Source organism: bacterium, from assembly GCA_020444065.1.
GTDB lineage: Bacteria > Sumerlaeota > Sumerlaeia > SLMS01 > JAHLLQ01 > JAHLLQ01.
The window spans coordinates 887,262-909,902 of sequence record JAHLLQ010000001.1 but is presented as its reverse complement, the minus strand read 5'-3'; the positions used below and the strand labels follow the sequence as shown (position 1 = coordinate 909,902).

At 59.9% G+C, this 22,641-nt stretch carries 19 protein-coding genes and 1 pseudogene; 8 read left to right on the top strand and 12 right to left on the bottom strand.

Features of this window, described 5'->3' with window-relative positions; genetic code table 11:
- Positions 1 to 15 precede the first annotated feature (15 nt).
- Positions 16 to 474: a hypothetical protein gene (locus KQI84_03230; protein MCB2153872.1), complete on the top strand. Its 459-nt coding sequence runs from the start codon at positions 16 to 18 to the stop codon at positions 472 to 474.
- A 10-nt stretch (positions 475 to 484) separates the two neighbouring features.
- Here the strand turns inward: KQI84_03230 and KQI84_03225 are convergent, their stop codons facing one another.
- The 4 genes from KQI84_03225 to argS all read right to left on the bottom strand — a co-directional run bounded on the left by KQI84_03225 (position 485) and on the right by argS (position 7,702).
- Positions 485 to 1,003 (bottom strand): hypothetical protein, encoded by a 519-nt coding sequence (locus KQI84_03225; GenBank protein MCB2153871.1) that lies wholly within the window; start codon positions 1,001 to 1,003, stop codon positions 485 to 487.
- Positions 1,004 to 1,161: 158 nt separating this feature from the next.
- Positions 1,162 to 2,151, bottom strand: a complete 990-nt coding sequence (locus KQI84_03220; GenBank protein ID MCB2153870.1) for a dihydroorotate dehydrogenase-like protein — start codon at positions 2,149 to 2,151, stop codon at positions 1,162 to 1,164.
- A gap of 36 nt (positions 2,152 to 2,187) precedes the next feature.
- Positions 2,188 to 5,784 (bottom strand): pyruvate:ferredoxin (flavodoxin) oxidoreductase, encoded by a 3,597-nt coding sequence (nifJ, locus tag KQI84_03215; GenBank protein ID MCB2153869.1) that lies wholly within the window; start codon positions 5,782 to 5,784, stop codon positions 2,188 to 2,190.
- Positions 5,785 to 5,992: 208 nt separating this feature from the next.
- Positions 5,993 to 7,702 carry an arginine--tRNA ligase gene (gene argS, locus KQI84_03210; protein MCB2153868.1) on the bottom strand — a complete coding sequence of 570 codons (1,710 nt, stop codon included), beginning with the start codon at positions 7,700 to 7,702 and terminating at the stop codon, positions 5,993 to 5,995.
- 950 nt (positions 7,703 to 8,652) lie between these two features.
- Here argS and KQI84_03205 point away from each other — a divergent pair.
- Positions 8,653 to 8,982 (top strand): hypothetical protein, encoded by a 330-nt coding sequence (locus KQI84_03205; protein MCB2153867.1) that lies wholly within the window; start codon positions 8,653 to 8,655, stop codon positions 8,980 to 8,982.
- Positions 8,983 to 9,115: 133 nt separating this feature from the next.
- Entirely contained in the window at positions 9,116 to 9,736 is a 621-nt protein-coding gene (locus KQI84_03200) for a class I SAM-dependent methyltransferase (protein MCB2153866.1), read from the top strand.
- A 10-nt stretch (positions 9,737 to 9,746) separates the two neighbouring features.
- Here KQI84_03200 and msrB read toward each other — a convergent pair whose 3' ends face one another.
- Positions 9,747 to 10,154 carry a peptide-methionine (R)-S-oxide reductase MsrB gene (gene msrB, locus KQI84_03195; protein MCB2153865.1) on the bottom strand — a complete coding sequence of 136 codons (408 nt, stop codon included), beginning with the start codon at positions 10,152 to 10,154 and terminating at the stop codon, positions 9,747 to 9,749.
- A 159-nt stretch (positions 10,155 to 10,313) separates the two neighbouring features.
- Positions 10,314 to 11,543: a metallophosphoesterase gene (locus KQI84_03190; protein MCB2153864.1), complete on the bottom strand. Its 1,230-nt coding sequence runs from the start codon at positions 11,541 to 11,543 to the stop codon at positions 10,314 to 10,316.
- Positions 11,544 to 11,693: 150 nt separating this feature from the next.
- Here KQI84_03190 and KQI84_03185 point away from each other — a divergent pair, with 150 nt between their 5' ends.
- The 3 genes from KQI84_03185 to KQI84_03175 all read left to right on the top strand — a co-directional run bounded on the left by KQI84_03185 (position 11,694) and on the right by KQI84_03175 (position 15,668).
- Positions 11,694 to 12,701: a 50S ribosomal protein L11 methyltransferase gene (locus KQI84_03185; protein MCB2153863.1), complete on the top strand. Its 1,008-nt coding sequence runs from the start codon at positions 11,694 to 11,696 to the stop codon at positions 12,699 to 12,701.
- A gap of 187 nt (positions 12,702 to 12,888) precedes the next feature.
- Entirely contained in the window at positions 12,889 to 14,397 is a 1,509-nt protein-coding gene (locus KQI84_03180) for a DUF1800 domain-containing protein (protein ID MCB2153862.1), read from the top strand.
- A gap of 17 nt (positions 14,398 to 14,414) precedes the next feature.
- Positions 14,415 to 15,668 carry a DUF1501 domain-containing protein gene (locus tag KQI84_03175; GenBank protein MCB2153861.1) on the top strand — a complete coding sequence of 418 codons (1,254 nt, stop codon included), beginning with the start codon at positions 14,415 to 14,417 and terminating at the stop codon, positions 15,666 to 15,668.
- 1 nt (position 15,669) lies between these two features.
- On the opposite strand, the gene rsmD is transcribed toward KQI84_03175, so the two are convergent.
- From rsmD to KQI84_03155, 4 genes and pseudogenes are all read right to left on the bottom strand, one after another.
- Positions 15,670 to 16,221 carry a 16S rRNA (guanine(966)-N(2))-methyltransferase RsmD gene (gene rsmD / locus KQI84_03170; protein ID MCB2153860.1) on the bottom strand — a complete coding sequence of 184 codons (552 nt, stop codon included), beginning with the start codon at positions 16,219 to 16,221 and terminating at the stop codon, positions 15,670 to 15,672.
- Positions 16,215 to 16,931, bottom strand: a complete 717-nt coding sequence (locus tag KQI84_03165; protein ID MCB2153859.1) for a DUF374 domain-containing protein — start codon at positions 16,929 to 16,931, stop codon at positions 16,215 to 16,217. The genes rsmD and KQI84_03165 overlap by 7 nt, the downstream gene beginning before the upstream one ends.
- Positions 16,932 to 17,015: 84 nt before the next feature.
- Entirely contained in the window at positions 17,016 to 17,600 is a 585-nt protein-coding gene (locus KQI84_03160; protein MCB2153858.1) for a BMC domain-containing protein, read from the bottom strand.
- 66 nt (positions 17,601 to 17,666) lie between these two features.
- A pseudogene (locus KQI84_03155) lies at positions 17,667 to 17,897 on the bottom strand (BMC domain-containing protein).
- Between the two features lie 89 nt (positions 17,898 to 17,986).
- Between KQI84_03155 and KQI84_03150 the strand changes: the two are divergent.
- Together KQI84_03150 and ftsA are read left to right on the top strand one after the other, a co-directional pair.
- Positions 17,987 to 18,169 carry a hypothetical protein gene (locus KQI84_03150; protein MCB2153857.1) on the top strand — a complete coding sequence of 61 codons (183 nt, stop codon included), beginning with the start codon at positions 17,987 to 17,989 and terminating at the stop codon, positions 18,167 to 18,169.
- Positions 18,170 to 18,368: 199 nt separating this feature from the next.
- Positions 18,369 to 19,718: a cell division protein FtsA gene (gene ftsA / locus KQI84_03145; protein MCB2153856.1), complete on the top strand. Its 1,350-nt coding sequence runs from the start codon at positions 18,369 to 18,371 to the stop codon at positions 19,716 to 19,718.
- A 115-nt stretch (positions 19,719 to 19,833) separates the two neighbouring features.
- On the opposite strand, the gene KQI84_03140 is transcribed toward ftsA, so the two are convergent.
- Together KQI84_03140 and KQI84_03135 are read right to left on the bottom strand one after the other, a co-directional pair.
- Positions 19,834 to 20,508, bottom strand: coding sequence for a hypothetical protein (locus tag KQI84_03140; protein ID MCB2153855.1), 675 nt, complete (start codon positions 20,506 to 20,508; stop codon positions 19,834 to 19,836).
- 220 nt (positions 20,509 to 20,728) lie between these two features.
- Positions 20,729 to 22,384 carry a hypothetical protein gene (locus KQI84_03135; protein ID MCB2153854.1) on the bottom strand — a complete coding sequence of 552 codons (1,656 nt, stop codon included), beginning with the start codon at positions 22,382 to 22,384 and terminating at the stop codon, positions 20,729 to 20,731.
- Positions 22,385 to 22,641 lie beyond the last annotated feature (257 nt).

Sequence of the window (22,641 nt, the reverse complement as noted above, 5' to 3'; positions counted from 1 at the left end):
CAACCTATCAGCATCATGCGAAAGAAGAAAATCGTCAAGCGCCTGATCATCCTTGTCGTCCTGGCCTCAGTTGGGGCGTTCGTCTACTTTTTCTACCTGCAGGGCGCCAGCGAGCAAGATCTGCGCAATCTGGAGTCCAATATCCGCGCCGGGGCGGCCAACCTCCAGTACCAGGTCGGCGCGTCCCTGGATACGCCGAGTGGCCCCAGCGGCTCCGCCGTCCAGCAGGCAAAGGCCTGCCGGGCGAACCTGCGCCGGATCGAATCGGCAAAGCGGGCTCTGGCTTCCCAAGGGATGTTCGCCACGGGCGAGGTGTCGATCGATGCGGTGCGAAAAGAACTTGGAGGGCGGATGCCGTCATGCCCCTCAGGCGGCCAGTATCGGCTCGGATCGCTGGAGCAACTCCCGACCTGCTCCATCGGCGGCGGACCGACGGCCGACACGGCCGACGATCATATTCTGAGAAACTACTGAGACAACACTATCACATCGCGTAGGGCGAGCGCTGGCCCATAACGAGGCCTTTCGGGATGATCATCCCGCGCAGGGCTTCGAAGAACGCCAGCGACTCCTTCTTCTGTGTTCCTTCGACGTCCAGTAGAATCTCCTCCCAGTACATCCAGTCCGGCCAGAGCGATTCGTTGCTGAACTCACCTTCCCCCATCCAGCGAAACAGCGTCACTTCGTCTCGATTGTGGAATTCCAGAATCACCGTGTAGCAGTCAATCGAGTCCGCCGCCGTGAAGCTGGCGAACGGGTGCATATTCTCGTAGCGATAGTGGACTTCTTTCACTTGATCGAAGGGGATCTCGCGTGTCTTCGCGAACACCCAGAAAAAGACGCGGCGAAACGTAACGACGCGGCGTTGGGGATCGGCGCGCAGCGACTTCAAGCACAGGCCGAGGGAGATTATCGAGAAAATCGTCGAGGTCCGGGCGACCAGCACGTTATTCTCGACCGTGACCTTCGGTCCGGTCGACAGGAAGGGGATCTGCAGAGCCATCATTGGCCTCCGGTGGGGGAGCTTGACGCCACCTTCGCTCACAACGGCATGGACGTAAAGGGCGAATAAGGGCGATGGCTCCCAGCCCGAGGCAAAGAGAACCCCCGGGACCTTGCGGCCCCGGGGGAGGATGACTTGTCGATTGTTGCAGCCGGGAATCAGCTCCAGGACTGCAGCGTCTTCATGTAATTGGCGCGTTCATAGGCGGTTGGGTCCGGGCACGAATGCTGGCTCAGAGCGCCCTTCATCTGCTCGACCGATTCGTACTCGTTCTCTTCCATCCATTCCTCCATGCCCGCGATGAGCTTGCCGAGCACTGCCGGGCCGTTCCTCAGGACGGCGGAGACGACCTGTGCGCAATCTGCGCCGGCCATCATCGCCTTGATGACGTCTTCCGATTGATGAATGCCGGTCGTCAGCGCCATGCTGACCTTGATGCGCGTGTACAGAATGGCAATCCAGCGAAGCGGCAGGCGCAACTCGTGCGAGTTGCTCAGAACGAGGTTCGGAATCACCGACATCGTTTCCAGATCGAAGTCCGGCTGGTAGAAGCGGTTGAACAACACCAGGCCGTCCACGCCTTCGTCTTCAAGGCGCTTGGCAAAGTTCGCGAAGGAACTGAACTGCGGTCCCAGCTTCATTGCCACCGGGATCTTCACGTTCCGCTTCACTTCATCGAGGACATCGAGGTAACGCTTCTCGACCGTCTGTGGTGTCAAATCCGTCTCAGTCGGAAGGTGGTAGATGTTCAGTTCCAGACCATCGACTCCGGTCTCTTCGATCTTCTTTGCGTACTCGATCCATCCGCCGACGGACACGCCGTTCAGGCTGCCGAAAACGGGGATGTCGAGTGCATCCTTCGCGCGGCGCAGGTTCTCGAGGTAATCGTCCGGGGTCACCAGGTAGTCGTCGGCTTCCGGGAAGAACGTGATTGCCTCGGCGAAGCTGTCTGCTCCGCGTTCCATGTGCTTGATCATCTCCAGCTCTTCGTGGCGAATCTGCTCCTCGAAGATGGAGTGTGCGACGACGGCCGCGGCTCCGTTGTCCTCAACAGCGCGCAGCACGTCGATCTGATCGGAAAGGGGCGAGGCTCCCAGAACCACCGGGTTCTTCAGCTCGATCCCCATGTATTTCGTACTCAGGTCCATTTCATTTCCCTTTCATTGACGTCATGACTGTGAGGCTTAGTTGTCGCTTCCATTGCCGCCGTTGTCGGACGATCCCGGGGCAGAATAGGTCAGGCCGGCCATCTGCTCGTAGAGCTCCCAACGGCTGCGGGCGTCTTCTTGTGCCAGCTTCATCAGCTTGTCCGCCTGCTCCGGAGCAGCGTTCATCAGCATCTTGAAGCGGGTCTGCTTATCGGCGAAGTCGCGATAGGAGATCTTCGGCGCCTTCGACTCCAACTTCAGAGGGTTCTGCCCCTGCAGCACGTTGTCCGGGTTGTAGCGCATCAGCGGCCAGTGGCCGGCGTTCACGGCGTCCTTGTGCAGGTCCGTTGCCGTCCGCATGTTGATACCGTGTGCGATACAGTGCGAGTAGGCCAGGATCAGCGACGGGCCCTCATAGGCCTCCGCCTCCAGGATCGCACGAACCGTCTGGACATCGCTGGCGCCGTAAGCGACGCGAGCCACGTAGACGTTGCCGTAGGACATCGCGATCAGGCCGAGGTCCTTCTTGGCCTGCGGCTTGCCGCTCATCGCGAACTTAGCGACGGCGCCTCGCGGCGTGGCCTTCGAGGCCTGGCCACCGGTGTTCGAGTACACTTCGGTATCGAGCACGAGCACGTTGACGTTCCGGCCGCTGGCCAGGACGTGATCCAGGCCGCCGAAGCCGATGTCGTATGCCCAGCCGTCGCCGCCCATGATCCAGATGCTCTTGCGCACCAGGTAATCGGCGATGGTAAGCAGGCGCTGTGCGTCGGGCGACTTGTCGCCTTCCAACTGCTTCTTCAGGATTTCAACGCGGGCACGCTGCTCGCGGATACCCTTCTCGTCCTTCATGTCTGCGCCGACGAGTTCCTTCGCCAGCTCATCGCCGACCGTGGTCGAGAGTTTCAGAACCAGCTCGCGGGCGTACTCGGCCAGCTTCTCAACAGTCAGCGAGAAGCCGAAGCCGAACTCGGCGTTGTCTTCGAACAGTGAGTTCGACCAGGCGGGGCCGCGTCCGTCCTTGTTCGCTCCCCACGGCGTCGTGGGCAGATTGCCGCCGTAGATCGACGAGCAGCCGGTCGCATTCGCGACGAGCATGCGATCGCCGAACAACTGTGACACGAGCTTGACGTACGGCGTCTCGCCGCAGCCCGGGCAGGCGCCGGAGAATTCGAACAGCGGATCCAGCATCTGGGCGCCCTTGACCGTATCGAGACGAAGCTCGGTGCGATCCGGCTCGGGCAGGTTTGTGAAGAACTCCCAGTTGGCTGCTTCCTGCTCGCGCAGCGGTTCCTGCGCGGCCATGTTGATCGCCTTGTGCTTCGGGTTGCTGCGATCGAAGGCGGGGCAGACGTAAACGCACGCGGCGCAACCGGTACAATCTTCCGGAGCCACCTGAATCGTGAAGGCCATGTCCTTGAACTCTTTGCCCTTACCCGAGGTCGACTTGAAGCTCTCGGGGGCGCCTTCGAGCGCCTTCGGGTCGCACGCCTTCGTCTGGATCGCAGCATGCGGGCAGACCATTGCGCACTTGCCGCACTGGATGCAGACGTCCGGATCCCAGACGGGAATCTCGAGGGCGATGTTGCGCTTCTCCCAACGTGCCGAGCCAATCGGCCACGTGCCATCGTTCGGCAGGTCGCCGGTCTTCAGATCGTCGCCGCGGCCGGCCATGATCTCAGCGGTCACTTCGCGCAGGAACTTCGGTGCCTTCTCCGAGATCATCGGCGGGCGGCCAAAGCTGCTGCTGACTTCGCTCGGGACCTTCACCTCGTGCAGGTTGGCGAGGGTCATATCCACGGCCTTCCAGTTCAGCTCAACGATCTGCTTGCTCTTGCGGCCGTAGGTCTTGTCGATCGCCTGCTTGATCTTGGCGATGGCCTCTTCGCGGGGCAGAATGCCCGAAATTGCGAAGAAGCACGTCTGCATGATCGTGTTGATGCGCTGGCCCATGCCCGCATCGCGAGCAACCGAGTAGGCATCGATCACGTAGAACTTCAGTTGCTTGTCGATGATCTGCTTTTGCAGTTCGCGGGGCAGGTGATTCCAAACGTCATCCGCACTGTGGATGCTGTTCAGCAGGAACGTCGCGCCCTTTGCAGCGCCCTTCAGCATGTCGATCTTCTCGACGAAAGGCCACTGGTGGCAGGCGACGAAGCTGGCGGAATTGATCAGGTACGTCGACTTGATCTTCCGCGGGCCGAAACGAAGGTGCGACACCGTCATCGAACCGGACTTCTTCGAGTCGTACACGAAGTAGCCCTGGATGTTGTTGTCGGTTTCTTCGCCGATAATCTTGATCGAGTTCTTGTTGGCGCCCACCGTGCCGTCGGCACCCAGGCCGTAGAACAGCGCGCGAACCACGTCCGGACGTTCGGTATGGAATTCCGGATCCCAAGGAAGCGAAGTGTTCGTCAGGTCGTCGATGATGCCGACCGTGAAGTGGTTCTTCGGCTTCTTGGCGGTCAGCGTGTCGAAGACGCCCGCGACCATAGCCGGCGTGAATTCCTTCGAACCCAGACCGTATCGCCCGCCGACGATGGCCGGCACACTTGCGAAGATCGGGCTGTCGCTCGCGGCGTCCTCTGCGAACGCCGTCACCATATCCTGGTACAGCGGCTCGCCTGTGGCGCCGGGCTCCTTCGTGCGATCGAGGGCGGCGATGGCCTTCACCGTCTTCGGGAGCGCGCCGAGGAAGTGCTTGATCGAGAATGGACGGTACAGGCGAACCTTCAGCACGCCGACCTTCTCGCCCTTCTCCACCATGTAATCGACGGCCTCGTCGGCGGTTTCCGCGCCGGAGCCCATCAAAACAATAACGCGCTCCGCATCGGGAGCGCCGTGATAATCAAAAAGCTTGTACTGGCGGCCTGTCAGTTTCGCGAACTCGTCCATTGTTTCCTGTACGAGATCCGGGCAGGCATCGTAGAACGCGTTTACTGTTTCGCGGCCCTGGAAGAACACATCGGGGTTCTGGGCCGTGCCGCGCAACACCGGATGATCCGGGCACAGAGCGCGCTCGCGATGAGCCTTGATCAGCTCATCGTCCATCATTGACAGGCAATCCTCATTGGTCAGCGCTTCGACTTTCTGAAGCTCATGGCTGGTCCGGAAACCGTCGAACGCATGAATGAAGGGGAGGCGGCACTTCAGCGTGGCTGAGTGCGCGATCAGCGCCTGATCCATCACTTCCTGGATGCTGTTGGAGAACAGCATGGCCCATCCCGTCGAGCGGGTCGCCATCACGTCGGTGTGATCCCCGAAGATGGACAGAGAGTTGGTTGCGACCGCGCGGGCGGCGATGTGGAAGACCCCGGGCGTCAATTCGCCGGCGATCTTGTACATGTTCGGAATCATCAGCAGAAGACCCTGGCTGGCCGTAAACGTCGTGGCCAGGGCCCCGGCCTGAAGCGCGCCGTGGATCGCACCGGATGCGCCGCCTTCGCTCTGCAGTTCGCTGACGATCGGCACCGTACCCCATGCGTTGGGGGTGCCGTCCGCCATCCATTGGTCGGCCCATTCTCCCATCGGCGACGAGGGTGTGATCGGATAGATCGCAATCACGTCGCTCACCTTGTAGGCTACGTGTGCCGCAGCCTGATTCCCATCGAGAATTGCTGTTTCACGTTTCATTTAGCTTGAGACCTCTCAGAAAAAAGACAAGAGTTATCCTCTTTGTCGCAACGCTAGGGAACAGCCCCCCGCGGTGCAAGTGGGAAAACCAACTATTTAGCCCCCTTCGGTCCAAGTCTCAAAGCGGGTCAAAACGAAACGACACGGCCCATTGGACCGTGCCTATTCCGTCATGTTTATGTATGAGAATAAAGGAGTTGGGGCGCGATTAGGTCGACTCTTCTTCGTCTCGCTCCATCCGATCCGGAGCTGAGATCGCCAGCAGCATCAGGCCGTTACGCAGAACCTGTCGAACCGCTTCCGCAAGGGCCAGACGCGCACGGGTTCTCTCCGGCTCTTCGGCCACAATGATCCGGAATCGGTCGTCCTGGCGCGCTGCCGACCAGTAGCGATTCCACTTCTCGGCCATTTCCAGCAGGTACGCCGGGATGTGATGGGGTTCCCGATCCCGGGCGGAGCGGCCGACGACTTCGGGGAATTGCAGCAGGTGCAGCAGGATCGCCCGCTCATAATCCGAATCCAGGCAGGCAGAGAGATTCTCGTCCGCCTCGGCCGGGGCGAAGCCCGCCTCTGCGGCCTTGCCCAGCAACGTGCAGATGCGCGCGTGGGCATACTGGACCTTGAAGACCGGATTGCGATCGCTGTGTTCCTTGGCCAGATCGAGGTCGAAGTTGATCTCCGAGCCCGCCGAGCGCTCCAGCAGGAAGTAGCGCGCCACGTCCGCGCCCACGTCATTGACGAGATCGATCGCGTTGATGACGTTTCCGCTGCGCTTGCCCATATCGAGGCGCTCGCCCGCGCGGACCAGGAACACCAGTCGCAGAAGGATGATCTCCAGCTTCTCAGGATCGTGCCCGAGGCACTGGATGCCGGCCTTCAGGCGCGGGCCGTAGCCGACGTGATCGCTGCCGAACACGTTAATGTAGTGATCGAAGGAGCGTTTGAACTTCTCGTGATGGTAGGCGAGGTCGGGAACCAGATAGGTCAGGGTCTCGTCCGACTTCACCAGAACGCGGTCCTTATCGTCGCCGTGGTGCTCCGTGCGCAGCCAAAGCGCCCCGTCCTCCTCGTACGTCTCACCCTGCTCCTTCAGCGTCTCCAGCGCCTCGGCGACCTTGCCGGCCTCGTACAGCGCCTTCTCGCTGACATACTCGTCAAAGAACACCTCCAGGATGGCCAGGTGGTTCTTGATCATGTCCAGACAGCGATTCTTGGCGTAATCGGCGCGATCCGCGGGCTCCATCTCCCACACACCCTCGGCGCCCTTTTCCTCGATCAGGTCGTGCGCGAACTCCAGCAGATACTCGCCCGGATACATGTTCTCGCCCAACTCGGCCTCTTCGCCGAGCGCCTCGCGCAGACGCACATCGAACGTCGCGGCGAGCGTCGCGATCTGGTTCCCGCCGTCGTTGATGTAGTATTCCTTCGTCACATCGTAGCCGCCCGAGCGCAGGATGCGCGAGATCGCCTCGCCCAGCACCGCGTGGCGCAAGTGACCAATGTGCATGGGGCCGGTCGGGTTGGCGCTGACGAACTCGATCAGGATGCGCTCTCCGCCGCCCACGTTTTTGTCGCCGTAGTTCTCCGCATCGGTCCGGACCTGATTCAGCAGCTCGTTGTAGGCCGCATCCGATAGGCGCAGATTGATGAAGCCAGGCTTTGCCACCTCGGCGGACGCCACGAGCACGTGCTCGACCACGTCGTGAGCGATTTCCTCGGCGATCTGCATCGGGTTTCGCCGCATCGGCTTGCTGAGCATCAGCGCCACATTGGTCGCCAGGTCGCCGTGCTCGGGCTGGCGGGGGAGCGACAGGCCGTAGCTCTCTCGCGCCGGAGCGTCCACGCCGGCGCCCTTGCAGCGCCCGTCTACGATCTCAAACAGAAACTCATTGATGCGGTCCAGAACAGTCATCGCCATCGGCGGCAAACTCCTTTCGATCAAAACGCGGCGGAAGTGGACCAGCCCAGCCCCCAAGCGTCAAGGGCGGCGAGTCCCGGGGCTTCTTGAATATATCCATTCGAGTCCCGTATTGACTATGCAGAGTTCTGAGTTGCCCACGAGTCTGTCCTGAACTCAGGCTGTCCTTATCCAGCCCGGATACCGGAAAATCACCTGTGACGTTCGATCCTCAATCCGATCCCATCTTTCAACGCCTGATTAGGCGCGAGCGTTGGAGGCGGAAACTCCTCCGACTCGGGATTCCGGTAGGTACATTCATCGTTGTGTTTGTAATCGTCTCATCGAGTCGGATGAATCGGCGGCTGATCGATTGGGCTCTTGACATCCTGATCCCAATAGTCATTTGGGGAATCTTGTGTCTACCGTTCGCTTTGCGGGGAAGGAGGATGCATAGGGAGGCAGCCGAGGCCACGACGCAACTTCGGGGAATTCTGGCAAGGGCACCGACAGCCGAAGGGACTGTCCCAGGATTGGGAGACGCACTTCTCGGCATGCGATTGTGGTGGCATGAGCCGTACGTGACTCCATTCGAGCGGTGGTTCAAGCGCCCGAAGTACTTCCAGGCCCCTAGCGACTCGAATCTAAACGGCTTGGCAGTGACTTGGTTTATGAGGCAGACTGGTCGCGCTGTGGAGTTCCGAGAATTTCTGGAGTGCCTTCTCTACGCGTACGATACATTCCATCCACTTGATCATCAGGAGCCGGAACCTGAATCTCCTCAGCCAGCGACAATGAGCGAGTTTGCCCTGAAGACGCATCGTCTTGCACTTGTGTGGAGGAGCGTGATCCTATCCGCCTCCACAGTTAGCCCTGGAAACGCCCACCTGTATTTGGAGTTGTCGAATGTGGACGAAGGGCAAACTCGCGGGAAGTGGGAGGAATGTGAAATGGGGAAAACGAAGATCAGAATGAAGACCGGATCCCGAATCTTCCTCAATACAGAGTCCAAGAGGCGTGCCGAGCTTCGTGCGGAGGAAGAGGCCGGACTCAATATCGAGTGGCCAAGAGTGGCACCACTTCGTGCCGTCGCGGGCGGCGAGCAACCAATTGAAGACATGCTGACTGCCCCTGAAGCGATTTCTCTTCGCGATGATCTGCTGCTGGCCTTCGATCTCTACCCATGGCTGACCAGAGAACGCCACGCACAGGCATACCTCGAGGAGGACAGCAAGCGCGCGCTCCTAGCGCTTGAGTATCAGCCTGGATCCCATTTGAAGGTCAGTCTCGTCAGTCGATAGAAGCGCATCCCCGTCCGCAAAATCATTTGCCAAGCGTCCAGTCTTCGACTTACAAAGAGAGGTTCTGGAGGAATGCACAATGGCATCCCGCGAGACATTGCTGAAAACAGCCCGTTTGAAGGTCGATGTCCCGATGCCGGCGGATCTTCGGGCCTGGTTCGGCGACGTCGATATCTACCTGTTCGATCAGTTCATGAAGGGCCGTTTCACCCCGGACATGCGCGTTCTGGATGCCGGATGTGGGCCCGGACGGAATCTTGTCTATCTGATGCGCGCAGGGTTCGACTGCTATGGGGTGGATGGATCCCCCGGGGCCATCGACGAGGCCCGACTGCTCGCCGCGGACCTGGCACCAAGTCTCCCGCCGGAGAATTTCCGGAACGAACCGATCGAGGAAATGTCCTTCGACAGCGGCACCTTCGACGCCGTGATCTGCAATGCGGTTCTTCATTTTTCGCGGGACGAAGAGCACTTCCGCAAGAAGCTCGACCAGATCGATCGCGTTACAAAGATCGGTGGGATCATCTTTGCCCGTCTGATGTCGACGATCGGCATCGAGCACAGTCTCCGCCACATCGATGGGTTGCGATACCAGTTGCCCAACCGCAGCGAGGCCTTCCTGGTCGATGAGGAGTGTTTGTTGGCTGAGACGGGACGTTTAAACGGCCAGTTGATCGAGCCCCTCAAGACGGTCAACGTTCAGAATCAGCGATGCATGACAACGTGGGTCTTCCGCAAGGGGCCGATGCCTTAAGGCCCCCCTTTCATTCACCGCCCTCTTTGAAGTCCAACGAAATGGAATTCACGCAATAGCGCAGCCCTGTTGGTTGCGGGCCGTCGTTGAACACGTGACCGAGGTGCGACTTGCATCGGCTGCAGACGATCTCGGTACGGTGCATGCCGAGCGTATTGTCCACCCGCTCCTCGACGTTTTCCTCACCGATCGGTTCGTAGAACGACGGCCATCCGCTGCCGGAATCGTACTTGGCGTTTGTCGTGAACAGCGGCTGGCCACACGCGGCACAACTGAACGCTCCGTCGCCATCGACATGGACGTACTTGCCCTGGAAGGCGCGCTCGGTGCCCTTCTCGCGCAGCACCCGGTACTCCTCCGGCGTCAGGCGTTCTCGCCATTCCGCTTCCGTCTGGGGTAGATTCTGGTCTTCGTTCATCACAGCCTCCTTCGCGATGGTTGTCTCTGATTCAATCTGGCGGGATGCAGAACTGCTTCGGCTCTCGCAAGCCAGCAGGATGATGGAAATGCAGATCAAAACGGGTATTCGCCACATGGTTCTTCTCCTCTGGGGGGAAGAATAGCGGCTTCCATGCCTTCAACTGGGAAGCGTGCGGACCGCGGCTGCCACGGCGGCGCGTTCCGTTACGCCGGCCATCACATCCGCGTGCGGAGATCGCAGCGTCAGGCGAATCAGTTGCGGAGGCGCCATCGTTCGTCCTCCTCCATTCGCGTCGGAGACGCCGATTCCGCGAGAGACATTCAACACGCAATCGTCGCCAATGTCGTAGACGCCACAGGTGTACTTCAGCCCATAGCGACTCGGCACGACGATCGGCCCGATCAGTGGAAACGCCAATTGCCCGCCATGGTTGTGACCGCTCAGGACGAGGTTTGCGCCATTGCGGGCGGCCCCAGGTGCGTTGTCCGGCGTGTGGCTGAGCAGAATGACCGCCTCGCCTGTTCCGCGGCGGACCAGCTCACGCCAGTCGCTTCGCGTCTTTCCCCACGGCGCATCCGTGCCTGCAAAGATCAGTCGGCGGCCATTGCGTTCCAGTGTCCATCGCCGATTGTGCATCCACCGAATGGCGTGGCGCGCGCAATGCTCTCTAACGCGGTCCGGTCGCGTCCAGTAATCGTGGTTTCCCATCACGCAGAGCGTCGCCAACTGCCCACGAATTCGCGCGTGGAATTCCACAGCGGCAGGGATGAAGCGCTGCATCGAGATGAAGTCGCCTGTGAAGACCACCACATCGCCGTGCAGGAGATTCGCCTGCTGCGCGACCGCATCGAAGTAGGCATCCCGACCGAAGCGCGGTTCGTAGTGTACGTCGCTGACTTGCACGATCGTCAGCCCATCGAAGGCCGGTGCGAGGCAAGGCACCTCAATCTCGCGATCGATGACTTCCAGATCGAACGTCGTCTCGATCGGACGTAGATAGAAGGGGAGCTTGGTAGGTGCGTGTGGGATGGAAGGCATCGTCGTGCGATCTTCGATGTGATGACGGGAAGCTGGCGGCGCGATTCGATCCGTCGTCCATCGCCCCAATCGCCACAAGCCGTACAACCAGACGATTCCAAACCCGCCAAACAGCCAATGAGAGGCCGGCACCGTCGGGTGCCAGGATAATGCACTCTGGACGGTCTCGGTCCTCCAGAACGCGATCAGCAGCGCTGTCGGGATCCCCACAATCGCGACGCCCCAGACCTTGAACCAGAGTGTTTTGCGCGGGGTGTCGCGGATCGTGATCAGATAGCGATTGAACCCCTGGAGCCAGACGTGACCCAGAGCGGCAACGACAAGGAGAAATGTGAACAGTTGAAGCATTCTTACGACCGTATATTCCGCTCAAGATCGGCAATCTACACCGACATACTCACCCTGCACACAGCATGCCGAGCGGGGCCAGAAAAAAGCCCGGCCGCCCCGTCGGTCTTGCTTGCTCCCTGGCGCGATGACTTCGATAATCGCAGCACTATGAAGATCTGGCCACTTGTAATCGTCCACGTCCCAAGCACCGCCACTCGCGAGCAGTGGGAACTCTTCTGCGCCGATGCCCTTGAAGCCGGTTGTACCGGTTTCGAGGAACGCGACAGCGACGGCGATGGTTTGCCGGAATCGATGGTGCTATTCTTCCCCTGCCGCAAGACCAAGATGCCGTTCGAGGGCGAAGAGCCCGGCGAGGCGGAGATCGAAGGCGCGCAATTGGCCGAGAAGGTTCTCTGTGCCGAAGCGCAGGTCTCTCCGCATTGGCGCCGGATCGTCAGTGAGATCGCGCGCAAGTGGCTGCCGGAGGAAGGGCTATCCGTGCATGCCGAAGCCCTGCCGGATCAGAAGTGGGGCCAGTCCTGGGTCGAGTTCTATAAAACCACGCGCGCCAGCGACCGGATCTTCGTCGGGCCGCCACGCAACGAGAAGCTTCCCGAGGACGCGCCGAGCAACGCCATTCGCGTGCAGATCGAGTACGACCAGGTCTTTGGGACCGGTACGCATGAAACCACACGTCTGTGCCTGCGTCTCATCGAGGCGAAGGCCGATCGATTCCAGACTCTTTTGGATATCGGGACCGGAACCGGCGTCTTGTGCTTCGCCGCCATTAAGCTCGGATACGAATACGCCATCGGCCTGGATTCCGATTCGCTGGCGAAAGAGAACTTCCAGCGCAACGCGAAGCTGAACGACTGCGAAGAAGAGACACACTTCATCCTGGGCGATTCCGTCCAGGCTGCCGTCGGCGGCGCACTGCTTGCCGGCCGCTCGATCCCGGAACTCGTCGTCTGCAACATGCTCAGCGACGCGTTCGATCCGCTGCTGCTCTCCCTGCGCAAGCTGCGCCGCCCCATGATCCTCTCGGGCTACCTGCTCTCCGAACTGGAGATCCTCCACGAGCGGTTCGCCCAGACCGGATGGCGCCTGATCGAAGAGCACAACATCGAAGAGTGGGGCGCCTGTTTCCTGGAGCCGGACGCCGGCTTCCAGATCTGACCAGCGACGCAAAACGTACACTCGCGAGCAATCTTCCGTACCGGAACGCATCCGGACGGTTTGTCTGTACTCGAGCTCGAGCTACTCAAGTCCCGCAAGTTCAGTTTTCTTCGTAGACTCTGAAATGTCGGCAAGCCCTTTGCCTACGATATTCCCATCAAGCAAAGCTCAACCAAGGAGCCCGGACGTGTGCGCCTATCTTGATCCGTTGCCCCCTTCCCAATGGGATCGCCGCAAAGCCCGTCATTTGCTCAATCGCGCCGGATTCGGCATTCCACCTCGCGTCGTGGATTCACTGGCCGACCAATCGATTGACGAGGCAATCGATGCATTCATCAGTTTCGAGCAATTCGAGGACGAGTTCGAAGAGCCGACCGATCTGCCCGACCCAGTGACGCGCGATGAATTTCGAATGTACCGCGGCATGTCGGAAGACGAACGCCGCAATGCGCGCCGCGAACGTATGCGCGACGAGCGCCAGGCGATGGAGCGCCTGAAGATCTGGTGGCTCGAGCGCATGCGGCACTCGAAGCGGCCGCTCGTCGAGAAGATGGCGCTCTTCTGGCACGGGCACTTCGCCACGAGCGCGGAGAAGGTCAAGTCGTCACGATTCAACTATGAATTGAACCAGGTCTTTCGCCAACGCGGTCTCGGCAATTTCCGCCACCTGGTCAGCGCCGTGGGGCAAACGCCGGCAATGCTTGAGTTTCTCGACAACCGCCAGAACCGAAAGGGACATGCGAACGAGAATTGGGCGCGTGAGTTGATGGAGCTCTTCACGCTCGGCGAAGGACACTACACCGAGGAAGACATCAAGGAAGCCGCCCGAGCGTTCACCGGCTACACGCATCTGCAGGGCGAGTTCGTCTACAACGAACGCCAGCACGACGATGGCGTAAAGACGGTGCTGGGTCAGACCGGAAAACTGAACGCCGACGACGTGCTCGACATCCTGTTCGAGCAGCCTGCGCTTGCGCCGTTCATCTGCAGAAAGATTTGGGAGTACTTCGTTTACGAGAATCCTGATGAGAAACTGATTGAAGAGCTCTCGATTGCATTCCGCGCATCAAAATACGAACTGCGGCCACTGATGCGAACGATCTTCCGTTCGCAGGAATTCTACTCCGCCAAGGCAATCGGCAGCCAGATCAAGAGCCCCGCGCAGTTCGTCGTGATGCTTGTCGAGCAACTCAACATCCAGCCACGCCGTGGCCGATTGCTGACCCTTGCGATGGCCGCGATGGAGCAGAATCTCTTCTATCCACCGAATGTGAAGGGATGGCCGGGCGGGCGCCATTGGATCAATGCGAACACGATCCTCGTGCGCTACAACGCAGCGGGATATGCCGTGACGGGCCAGGCCCCGGATGCCGCGCCGCGCCAATTACTTGATGAGACCAACGAGCAATTCGAACGTCGCCGCCGCTTCTTCGAGCGTGCTGCACGACGAGCGCCTTTCGACGTCGCGGACTTCTTCGCATCCTGGAAGAGCGCACCGATCGGTGTCGTCCTGGACGACCTGGGAGACTACTTCCTCGGTAGGTCGCTCGACGCGAAGCAGCGAGCGGAATTGCTCCAGGTCATTTCATCCGGCGGCAACGAAACGACGCTGCTGTCCACGAAATACACCGACGAAGACCACCTGCGCGCTGCCGTGCACCTTCTGTTGTCCATGGCCGAATACCAACTCTGCTGATCACGAGGAGTCCGAGAATGTCCAATTTCGTATTCACCCGCCGCGAATTCCTTCGTTCCAGCGCTATCGCTGCCATGGGCATGGCGATTCCTTCGTTTCTCGCACGTTCCGCTCTCTCCGCCCAGACGGCATCGCCCGCATTTGCCCCGGCAAAGGACGACACCATCCTTGTGGTGCTTCAACTCGGCGGTGGAAACGATGGCCTGAACACCGTCGTTCCGTTTGGCGACGATGCCTATCGCAAGGCGCGCCGCCGAATTGGTGTGGAGACGAGCAAGATCCTGCAGCTGAACGATGAGTTGGGTCTTCATCCGTCGCTCGCGCCTTTGAAGGAACTCTACGATGGCGGCGAACTCGCCGTCGTGAATGGCGTTGGCTATCCGAATCCGAACCGATCGCACTTCCGCTCCATGGAGATCTGGCAGACGGCTTCAGATTCGGATCGCTTCTTGAACTCGGGTTGGATCGGGCGCTACTTCGACAATTGCTGCAACGGCACGGCTCGCCCCGAATCGGCGATTCACGTTGGTCCGGAACGTCCCCAGGCGTTCGGCGGAAAGATGGGTGTGGGCGTCTCATTCACCGATCCCGAGCGCTTCGAGTGGCAGGAAAGCCTGCACGCTGACGACCAGACGTTCCGTCATCTCAACAAGGTGGGGGAGAGTAATGATGGCGATTCAACGCTCGATTTCCTGCGCCACACGACCGCGAACGCCGTGCTCGGATCGGACAGCATTCAGCGTGCGCTTGGCCGATCCGAGAGTCGCGCGACCTACCCGCAGAGCCGCATTGGGAACGCACTTCGCACTGTGTCGAGCCTGATCCATGGTGGTCTTGGCACGCGAATCTACTGCGTTTCGCACACCGGGTTTGATACGCACGCGAATCAGGCCGGGCAACATGAGCGCCTTCTGGGTCAGTTCGCCGAAGCGCTGAACGCCTTCCAGGCCGATCTGCGCGCAGGTGGCCTGGATGAGCGGGTTGTCACGATGTGCTTCTCTGAATTCGGGCGCCGAGTTGAGGAAAACGCCAGCGGGGGCACGGACCACGGCACGGCCGGGCCGATGTTCATCGCGGGTTCGCGCATTCAACCCGGTCTGCACGGAATATACCCAAGCCTGACCGATCTCGATGAAGGCGATCTGAAGCACACCGTCGATTTCCGAGATGTCTACGCCACCATCCTCGAAGGCTGGCTCCGCACGGATTCGAAGCTAGTGCTTGGCAGAGAATTCAATCAGCTTGGCGTTTTGCAGAAGGTTGCGACGTGATTCACGCTAGCTTCAGGAAGAGCAGCCTGGTCACACCGTACGTGCGATCGTCATCAATTGCCCATCCGTCGGGAAGGGTGAATTCCTCGCTGCGCTCGACTTCGTGAACAACGAGCGCATCGGGCGCGAGTAGATTGCTTTGCCCCAGAGCCTCAAGTGCTCTCCATCCAGCCCCGGAATGATAAGGTGGCATGATGAAGACGAGCGAAAATCCCTCTGCAACGCCTGGAACAGCCTGGATCGCACCGGGCAGGCGACGTGCGATTACCGTTGTGCAGTCCTCATAGCGCAGCTTCTGGATGTTGCGGCGGACAATATCAGCGGCCTTTGGGGAGGCCTCAACGAATGAGACGGAAGAGGCCCCGCGGCTCAGGGCCTCGAGCCCCATCGCGCCCGAGCCTGCAAACAGATCGAGCACTCGCGCGCCCCGCAAATCCCACTGGATGATGCTGAAGAGCGACTCTCGGACGCGGCCACGCAGAGGGCGCGTCGCATCGCCCTCCAGCGTGAACAGCTTCGTGCCGCGGCGTTCGCCGCCGATGATTCTCAGCACGACTCCTTCTCCAACCGCTTGATATCCTGTGTCTCTTCCCCGGACTTCTCGAGTTCCTCGAGAATCTGATTCTGCAACGCCCACAGAGCATTCGGCGGTTCTTCGCCAGCGGAGTAGTCGTGAAAGAGCTTCGCCCGCGCGCGCACCTTGGCGAAAGGCATTGGAAGTTCCGTTCGGTCCCAGCTCTTGAAGCGAACGGCCGGCGCGCTAAGCATCACGACAGTGTAGAGGCGCGCCTCTGACTGCTTGGCAAGCGTCAGGATGCCGGGCCGAGGAACGGCGCGCGGGCCGCGCGGGCCATCCACGGCGATCAGCCCGACCAGGCCTTCGCGAACGACTTTGATTAGTTCAATCAAACCCGCAGCACCGCGAGATTTCGAGCTTCCCGAGACCGTCGTGGCGCCAAAACGCGAGATGACATCTCCGAGCAACTGGCCATCGCGGCTTGGACTGACCATCGTCGCTGATGGAATGCGCCGCTTCCCCATCTTCAGGTGCGTGCCGAGGAACTGCAGTTGATGACCATGCAGGACCGCGATCACGCGGCTGGGATGCTTGGGCCGAATTTCCTCGATGAAGTCGGGCGTCTCCCATTCGATCCGCCACGTCCACATCCATGCTTTGACCGGCAGTACGGCGATCGGCAGGACTACATGCTGCAGGAGCCAGAACTTGGTAGCCCGCCAGCGTCTGTTCTTCTTCTTACCCATCGATCGAATGCTCCCAAACGAACGGCGCCGCCCAGATAACTGGGCGGCGGCCGGTAGGTGCAAGGGGTTGTTCTCGCGTTCCGGTTACTTCGGGAAGTTGTAGGAGTGCACAGCCTCGTGCGGGCGCGGGATGACGTTGACGGAAACCAGATCGCCCACGCGGCGCGCCTCGGCGGCGCCGGCGTCCACAGAGGCCTTCACCGCAGCGACATCGCCCTGGAAGATCGTCGTGACCAGAGCTGCGCCGACCTTCTGCCATCCGAGCGGAGTCACGCGAGCGGCTTTCACGCCGGCATCGCTGGCGGCGACCATCGCGGCAAAACCCTTCGTTTCGACGAAGCCAAGCGCATCGCCATCGCCGGAGCCCGCAGGGCCCTGCTTCGGAGCATTCTTCTCGGCCGGGCCGATCGGCAGAACGTTGTTCAGCATCATGTGGGGCGACGGAATGACGTGAGCGGCAACGAGCTTCGACAGACGGCTGGCAGCTGCCGCACCAGCGTCAACGGAGGCACGGACCGCAGCCACATCGCCGCGCAGTAGAACGATCGCGTAGCCGCTGCCGATCCAGAGGCGATCGGAGATCACCGAGTTGGCAGCCTTGACCGCCGCGTCGGCCGCTTCGGTCAGCGCCGTGTAGCCGATCATTTCGATCATGCCAAGTGCGCGCATTCCGGGGTCGAGTTCTTTCAACTTGTCCGCGCCGATGATAAACTTGGTGGCGAACTCGTGCAGGTTCGGAATCACGTTGCTGGTCAACAGCTCGCCGACGCGACGGGCGGCAGCGGTCCCGGCATCGACCGAGGCCTTCACGGCACCGACATCGCCGGTTACCAGCGTTGTCACGAAGCCGCCTCCGATGTCGACGCGGCGGACATAATCCACCGACGCGGCCTTGTTCATGGCGTCGGTTGCTTCGACGCAGCCGGTAAATCCTTTTGTTTCAACGAATCCATAGGCGCGGGGCATGGGTCACTATTCCTTGTGGGGCGTTCTTCCGGTTTCCTGACGGGTCATCCACCTGCCGGGGTACGCCACCCCAGAATAGGAAGATAACCTTGTCGAATAACCTGATCGGCGGCGGTGGCATCAACCATTTTGTGAGTTCCACGCCGCGCTCCGACAGGCCGTCGGCCGTCGGAATCTGCATGTATAGCACGACCGGTTGCTGGGATGCCAAGACGTTTCCGCCCCGAGACGACAAGAAGTTCTTCACAGATCTGCTGCGGAACAGGAAATGAAGTGAAACAGGAGGAAGAGCCGATTTCCATGGGATGGTCGGAAGTCAGGAGAACAATTCGAAGACTCAACGCGTTTCACTGCTCGAAACGGCGCGGATTAAACTTGCCTCTGTTGACCTTCGCGTCTGAACCAATGGGTTGATCGGCCTGCGCCCGCAGACATTACCCGTTCCCAGCACCTTTCAGGAGTTCCACGTTCATGGCGCCTTCCACCACGACGCGCGAGAAGAAGAAAGCCACCACGACGGCTCCCACTGTCGTCTCACTTCCGATCGAACCGCTCGCGACCGACGCAACCACATCCGGCCAGTTTGCTTTTCGTCCTCCGACCAAGACCCGCACGTTCATGGGTCTTGATATCGGCACCACAAAAATCTGCGCGATCATCGGCGAGATCGATCCGAAGGGGAAGACCACGATCCGCGGCCTTGCAAGTACACCGAGCCAAGGTCTTCGCCGCGGCGTGGTCGTTGATCTCGACGAAACCGTCAATTCGATCCGAACCGCGATCCGCAAGGCCGAAGAAATCGCCCAGGTTGCGGTGCGCGACGTCCTCGTCGGTATCGCCGGCGGACACATCCAGTCACATCAGACGAGCGCCGTCGTGACTGTTGCGAATCCGGAGCGTGGCGTGAATCGCGCCGACATCCGTCGAGCCGTCGACAAGGCAATTGCCAACATCGTTCCCCTCGAGCGCGAAATCATCCACATTATCCCGCAACGCTTCATCATGGACGACGGCCCCGTCGCGAACCCCGAAGGATTCGCCTCGCGCAAGCTGAAGGCCGAAGTGCTGACTGTGACGGCCGCCGTGACCAGCGCGCAGAACATCGTGCGCGCCGTAAAGCAGGCTCGCTATCGCGTCGGCGGCATCTACCTCGAGCCACTCGCCTCCTCTCTGGCCGTTCTCACCCCCGAGGAGCGCGATCTGGGCGTCGTGCTTGTCGATATCGGCGGTGGCACGGCCGACATTGCGATCTGGGCAAACGGAGCCGTGCGCTACACGAGCGTGGTCTCTTACGGCGGCGACGCGGTGACGGAAGACATCCGGCGCGGGCTGAAGGTCAGTTGCTACGACGCAGAGAATCTGAAGAAGCGCTACGGCACCTGCCTGCGCCACACCGTGAACCCCGAGGAGAAAATCGAGGTCCCCGTCGCACTGACCGGCAAGAAACAGGAGATCAACCGCCAGTTCCTCGCAGAGATCATCGAGAGCCGCGTGCAGGAGATCCTCATGCAGGTGCGCGAGGAGTGCGAGAAGTCGCCTTACTACGAGAAGGCCTTCGGCGGAATCGTTCTGACCGGTGGCGCGTCGCTCCAGGAGGGCACCGATGTCCTTGCAGAGAAGATCTTCGAGCGCCCCTGCAAGATCGGACGCCCGTGTGGTCTCTCCGGGCTGTCGAGTCTGGCGAACTCGCCCATCTATTCGACCGGCGTCGGCCTGATCTTCTATGGCCTCCAGCACGAGCACGACACGTCCTTCGTCTCGGAGGACAACATGTTCCACCGATTGATCCGATTCTTCAAGAAGGCGATCGACTGGTACTGAGGACACCGCCGTCGCGCGGCTGAACATCGTGAAAAGAAAAAGGCGCGGAGATCAGATCTCCGCGCTTCCTTTTTCTACTGCACTTGCAAGCTTACAGCCAGCTTCCCGGTCCTGCTTACTTCTTGGCTGTACGTTTTCTGGCGGTCTTCTTGGCTGCTCTCTTCGGTGCAGCCTTCTTGACGCGCTTCGTGGCCTTCTTAGCGGTCTTCTTTGCTGCGGCCTTCTTGACTCGCTTTGTGGCCTTCTTCGCGGTCTTCTTTGCGGCCTTCTTCACGCGCTTGGTGGCCTTCTTTGCGGCCTTCTTCACGCGCTTGGCGGCTTTCTTGGCGGTTTTCTTTGGGGCTGCCTTCTTGACGCGCTTTGTAGCCTTCTTTGCGGTCTTCTTGGCGGCCTTCTTCACGCGCTTGGCAGCTTTTTTCGCAGTCTTCTTAGCGGCCTTCTTAGCGGTGGCCTTCTTGGCGGCCGGCTTCTTCGCCGACTTCTTGATGGTGCGCTTCTTCGCGGTCTTCTTGGCAGCCTTCTTCACGCGCTTCTTCGCTGTCTTCTTGGCGGCGGCCTTCTTCACGCGCTTGGCAGCTTTCTTCGCAGTTTTCTTAGCGGCCTTTTTTGCGGTCTTCTTGGCAGCCTTCTTCGCGGTCTTCTTGGCGGCGGCCTTCTTGACGCGCTTGGCGCCCTTCTTAGCGGCGACCTTCTTCACGCGTTTTGTTGCCTTCTTGGCGGTGGGTTTCTTTGCCGCCTTTTTCGCGACTGTTTTTTTGGCGGCTTTCTTCGCGGATGCCTTCTTAGCCATTGGAACTTTCACCTCACTACTGGAATTTGGGTTTTTGTGCGGAGCAGGCTATGCTGTTTTTCTCCACACCCGCGGGAAGCTCTCCGATTAATGCTTCTATTGAATGCCATGGTCTTGATGACGGCTGAAACGTGTCAACAACAAACGACCGAACCTGTGGAAAAAACGACAAGTTTTCCACAGGATCGCAGGCTTTGAGAACAATGTGTGCGCTTGCGATTCAATTCGCGGCAACAACACGTTCCCAAACAAGCAGGTAAGGTGAGTTTGGATACTCGCTGCGAAGGCTTTCGATCGCATCGTTCGATTCGTTTGTTTGTCCCAAGACACGATGTGCGACTGCACGGAAGAAGTACAAGTCATCCCACGCCGCGGCCTTTACGCTCGCTGGCAGATGGCCATCGATTTGATCGATTTTCTCCAGTGCATCGCGCGCCGTTGCTTCATCGATCGTACCTGCTTCGAACTGATCCGCGTGCTTCATCAATTCGTAGTACGCCGACAAAGCGAATCGTCGCTCTACCTCTCCCATACGTTCCTCAAGAGCAGCTTGAGACGCTTCATCCAGGCCTTCCAAATCGATGCTTTGTGCCAATTTCATGGCCTCCGAGTAATCCTCGGAGTCGATCGCGGCCCAGAGGCGCTCGATCCGCTGTTTCCGCACCTGCTCCTTCAGTTGTGCCTTCAATTGCAGGGCTTTCCTGGCAATTTCCTCTGTCGCGGCACCCGCATCAAACTGCGAGAGCATGGCCAGGGCCTGCTCATCCCGCCCCGCTTCTGCTTCTTCCACTGCGGACTCGTAGGAGAGGCGCTGCTCCAGTCGCGAGATCAATTGCTGGCGGGTCTGAAGCTCTCCCTCCTGATCCAAGAGCATCGCGAGAGCGCGTGTGTCTTCCAGAAGCAATTGGATCACTGACGGGGCGCTTTGGGCGGCCAACTCTTCATCGATCTTCTCCAGCATTGCCCTGAATCGCCGCCGACCCTTTTCTGTGAAACTCCGCAGAGCCTTTTCACCAACCTCAGACGCCGGGAACATCACCTTCAACTCGTCCGCATACTGTTCGAGCTGATCCAGGTTTTCGGCGCTGAAATCCGCTTCTGCAGCGCTTGCGACCTGCTCCTCGAGGGCAGCGCGAATCAGACTTCGGTAGTTCGAAATTGTGTGCATGACGCTTGGCGGGGGAGAGAGACTCTCGATCTCCGCAATCACATCCATCGCCCCATCGTAATGCCCTTGCGCCAGGTTGTGCGTCACCAGTTGCAAGCGTTCGTCGATCGCCTGCTGAATCGACGACTCCAGTAGCAGTGCCGAACTCTCCAGATCGTCATTCGACAGCGGACGGGCCATGATCGAAATCAATCGATCGCTTTCGACGAAGTTGCGGTCGGCAAACTGGCGCCAGGCTTCATCCAGGAGTCGTTCTTCGCGCGACGGCCAGAGCGAGATCGCTACGATCGCGACCGCAAACGCCATGATCATCCCCGCCGCGACTAGTGCTGCGCGTACCCGGCGCGCCAGGGGCAAGGTGCGCTTCAGGGCACCAATCGCGCCGAGGTACTCGTGCGCTCGACGTAATGAAATGTCAGACGCCAGGACCTCATCCCACTGTGTGCGCGCTTCCTCGGGGCGCTCGAGCCGGGCATACAGCGTTCCCAGCAGCAGACGGGCCTCGGTGAAGGTGTTGTCCAATTGCAGGGCGCTGTCCAACTCCGAGATCGCCTCGATCAAACGACCGCGCTCGGCGTGCTCCAGGGCCTGATTGTAGTGATTCTTGGCGCGATTGACGATCAGCCGCAGCATGGACAAGTCCTTGCTGCAGTGATAGCATTTCTCGCGATCGTCGCGATTGATCGTGTCGCAGTACGGACAACGCATAAGCGCAAAAATCTCCCGGGCCGGCCGATCAGAACTGCCTGGCCGTGTTTCCCTCCAGCGAGGTTGGGGACATCCCCGCAAGGCGGTCAAGTCCAACAGTGCAAACGATCAGCACTCAGGTTACTGATTATCGCGAGTTGCCAGCCAACTGATGGGCGACTCTTCATCCGATGTATCGCCATGCTCCTTGACCCCAGTACACATGTGGATGATCCTCTTAATTCGCAATGCGAAGATTCGGGGAAGGGGAAATCTAC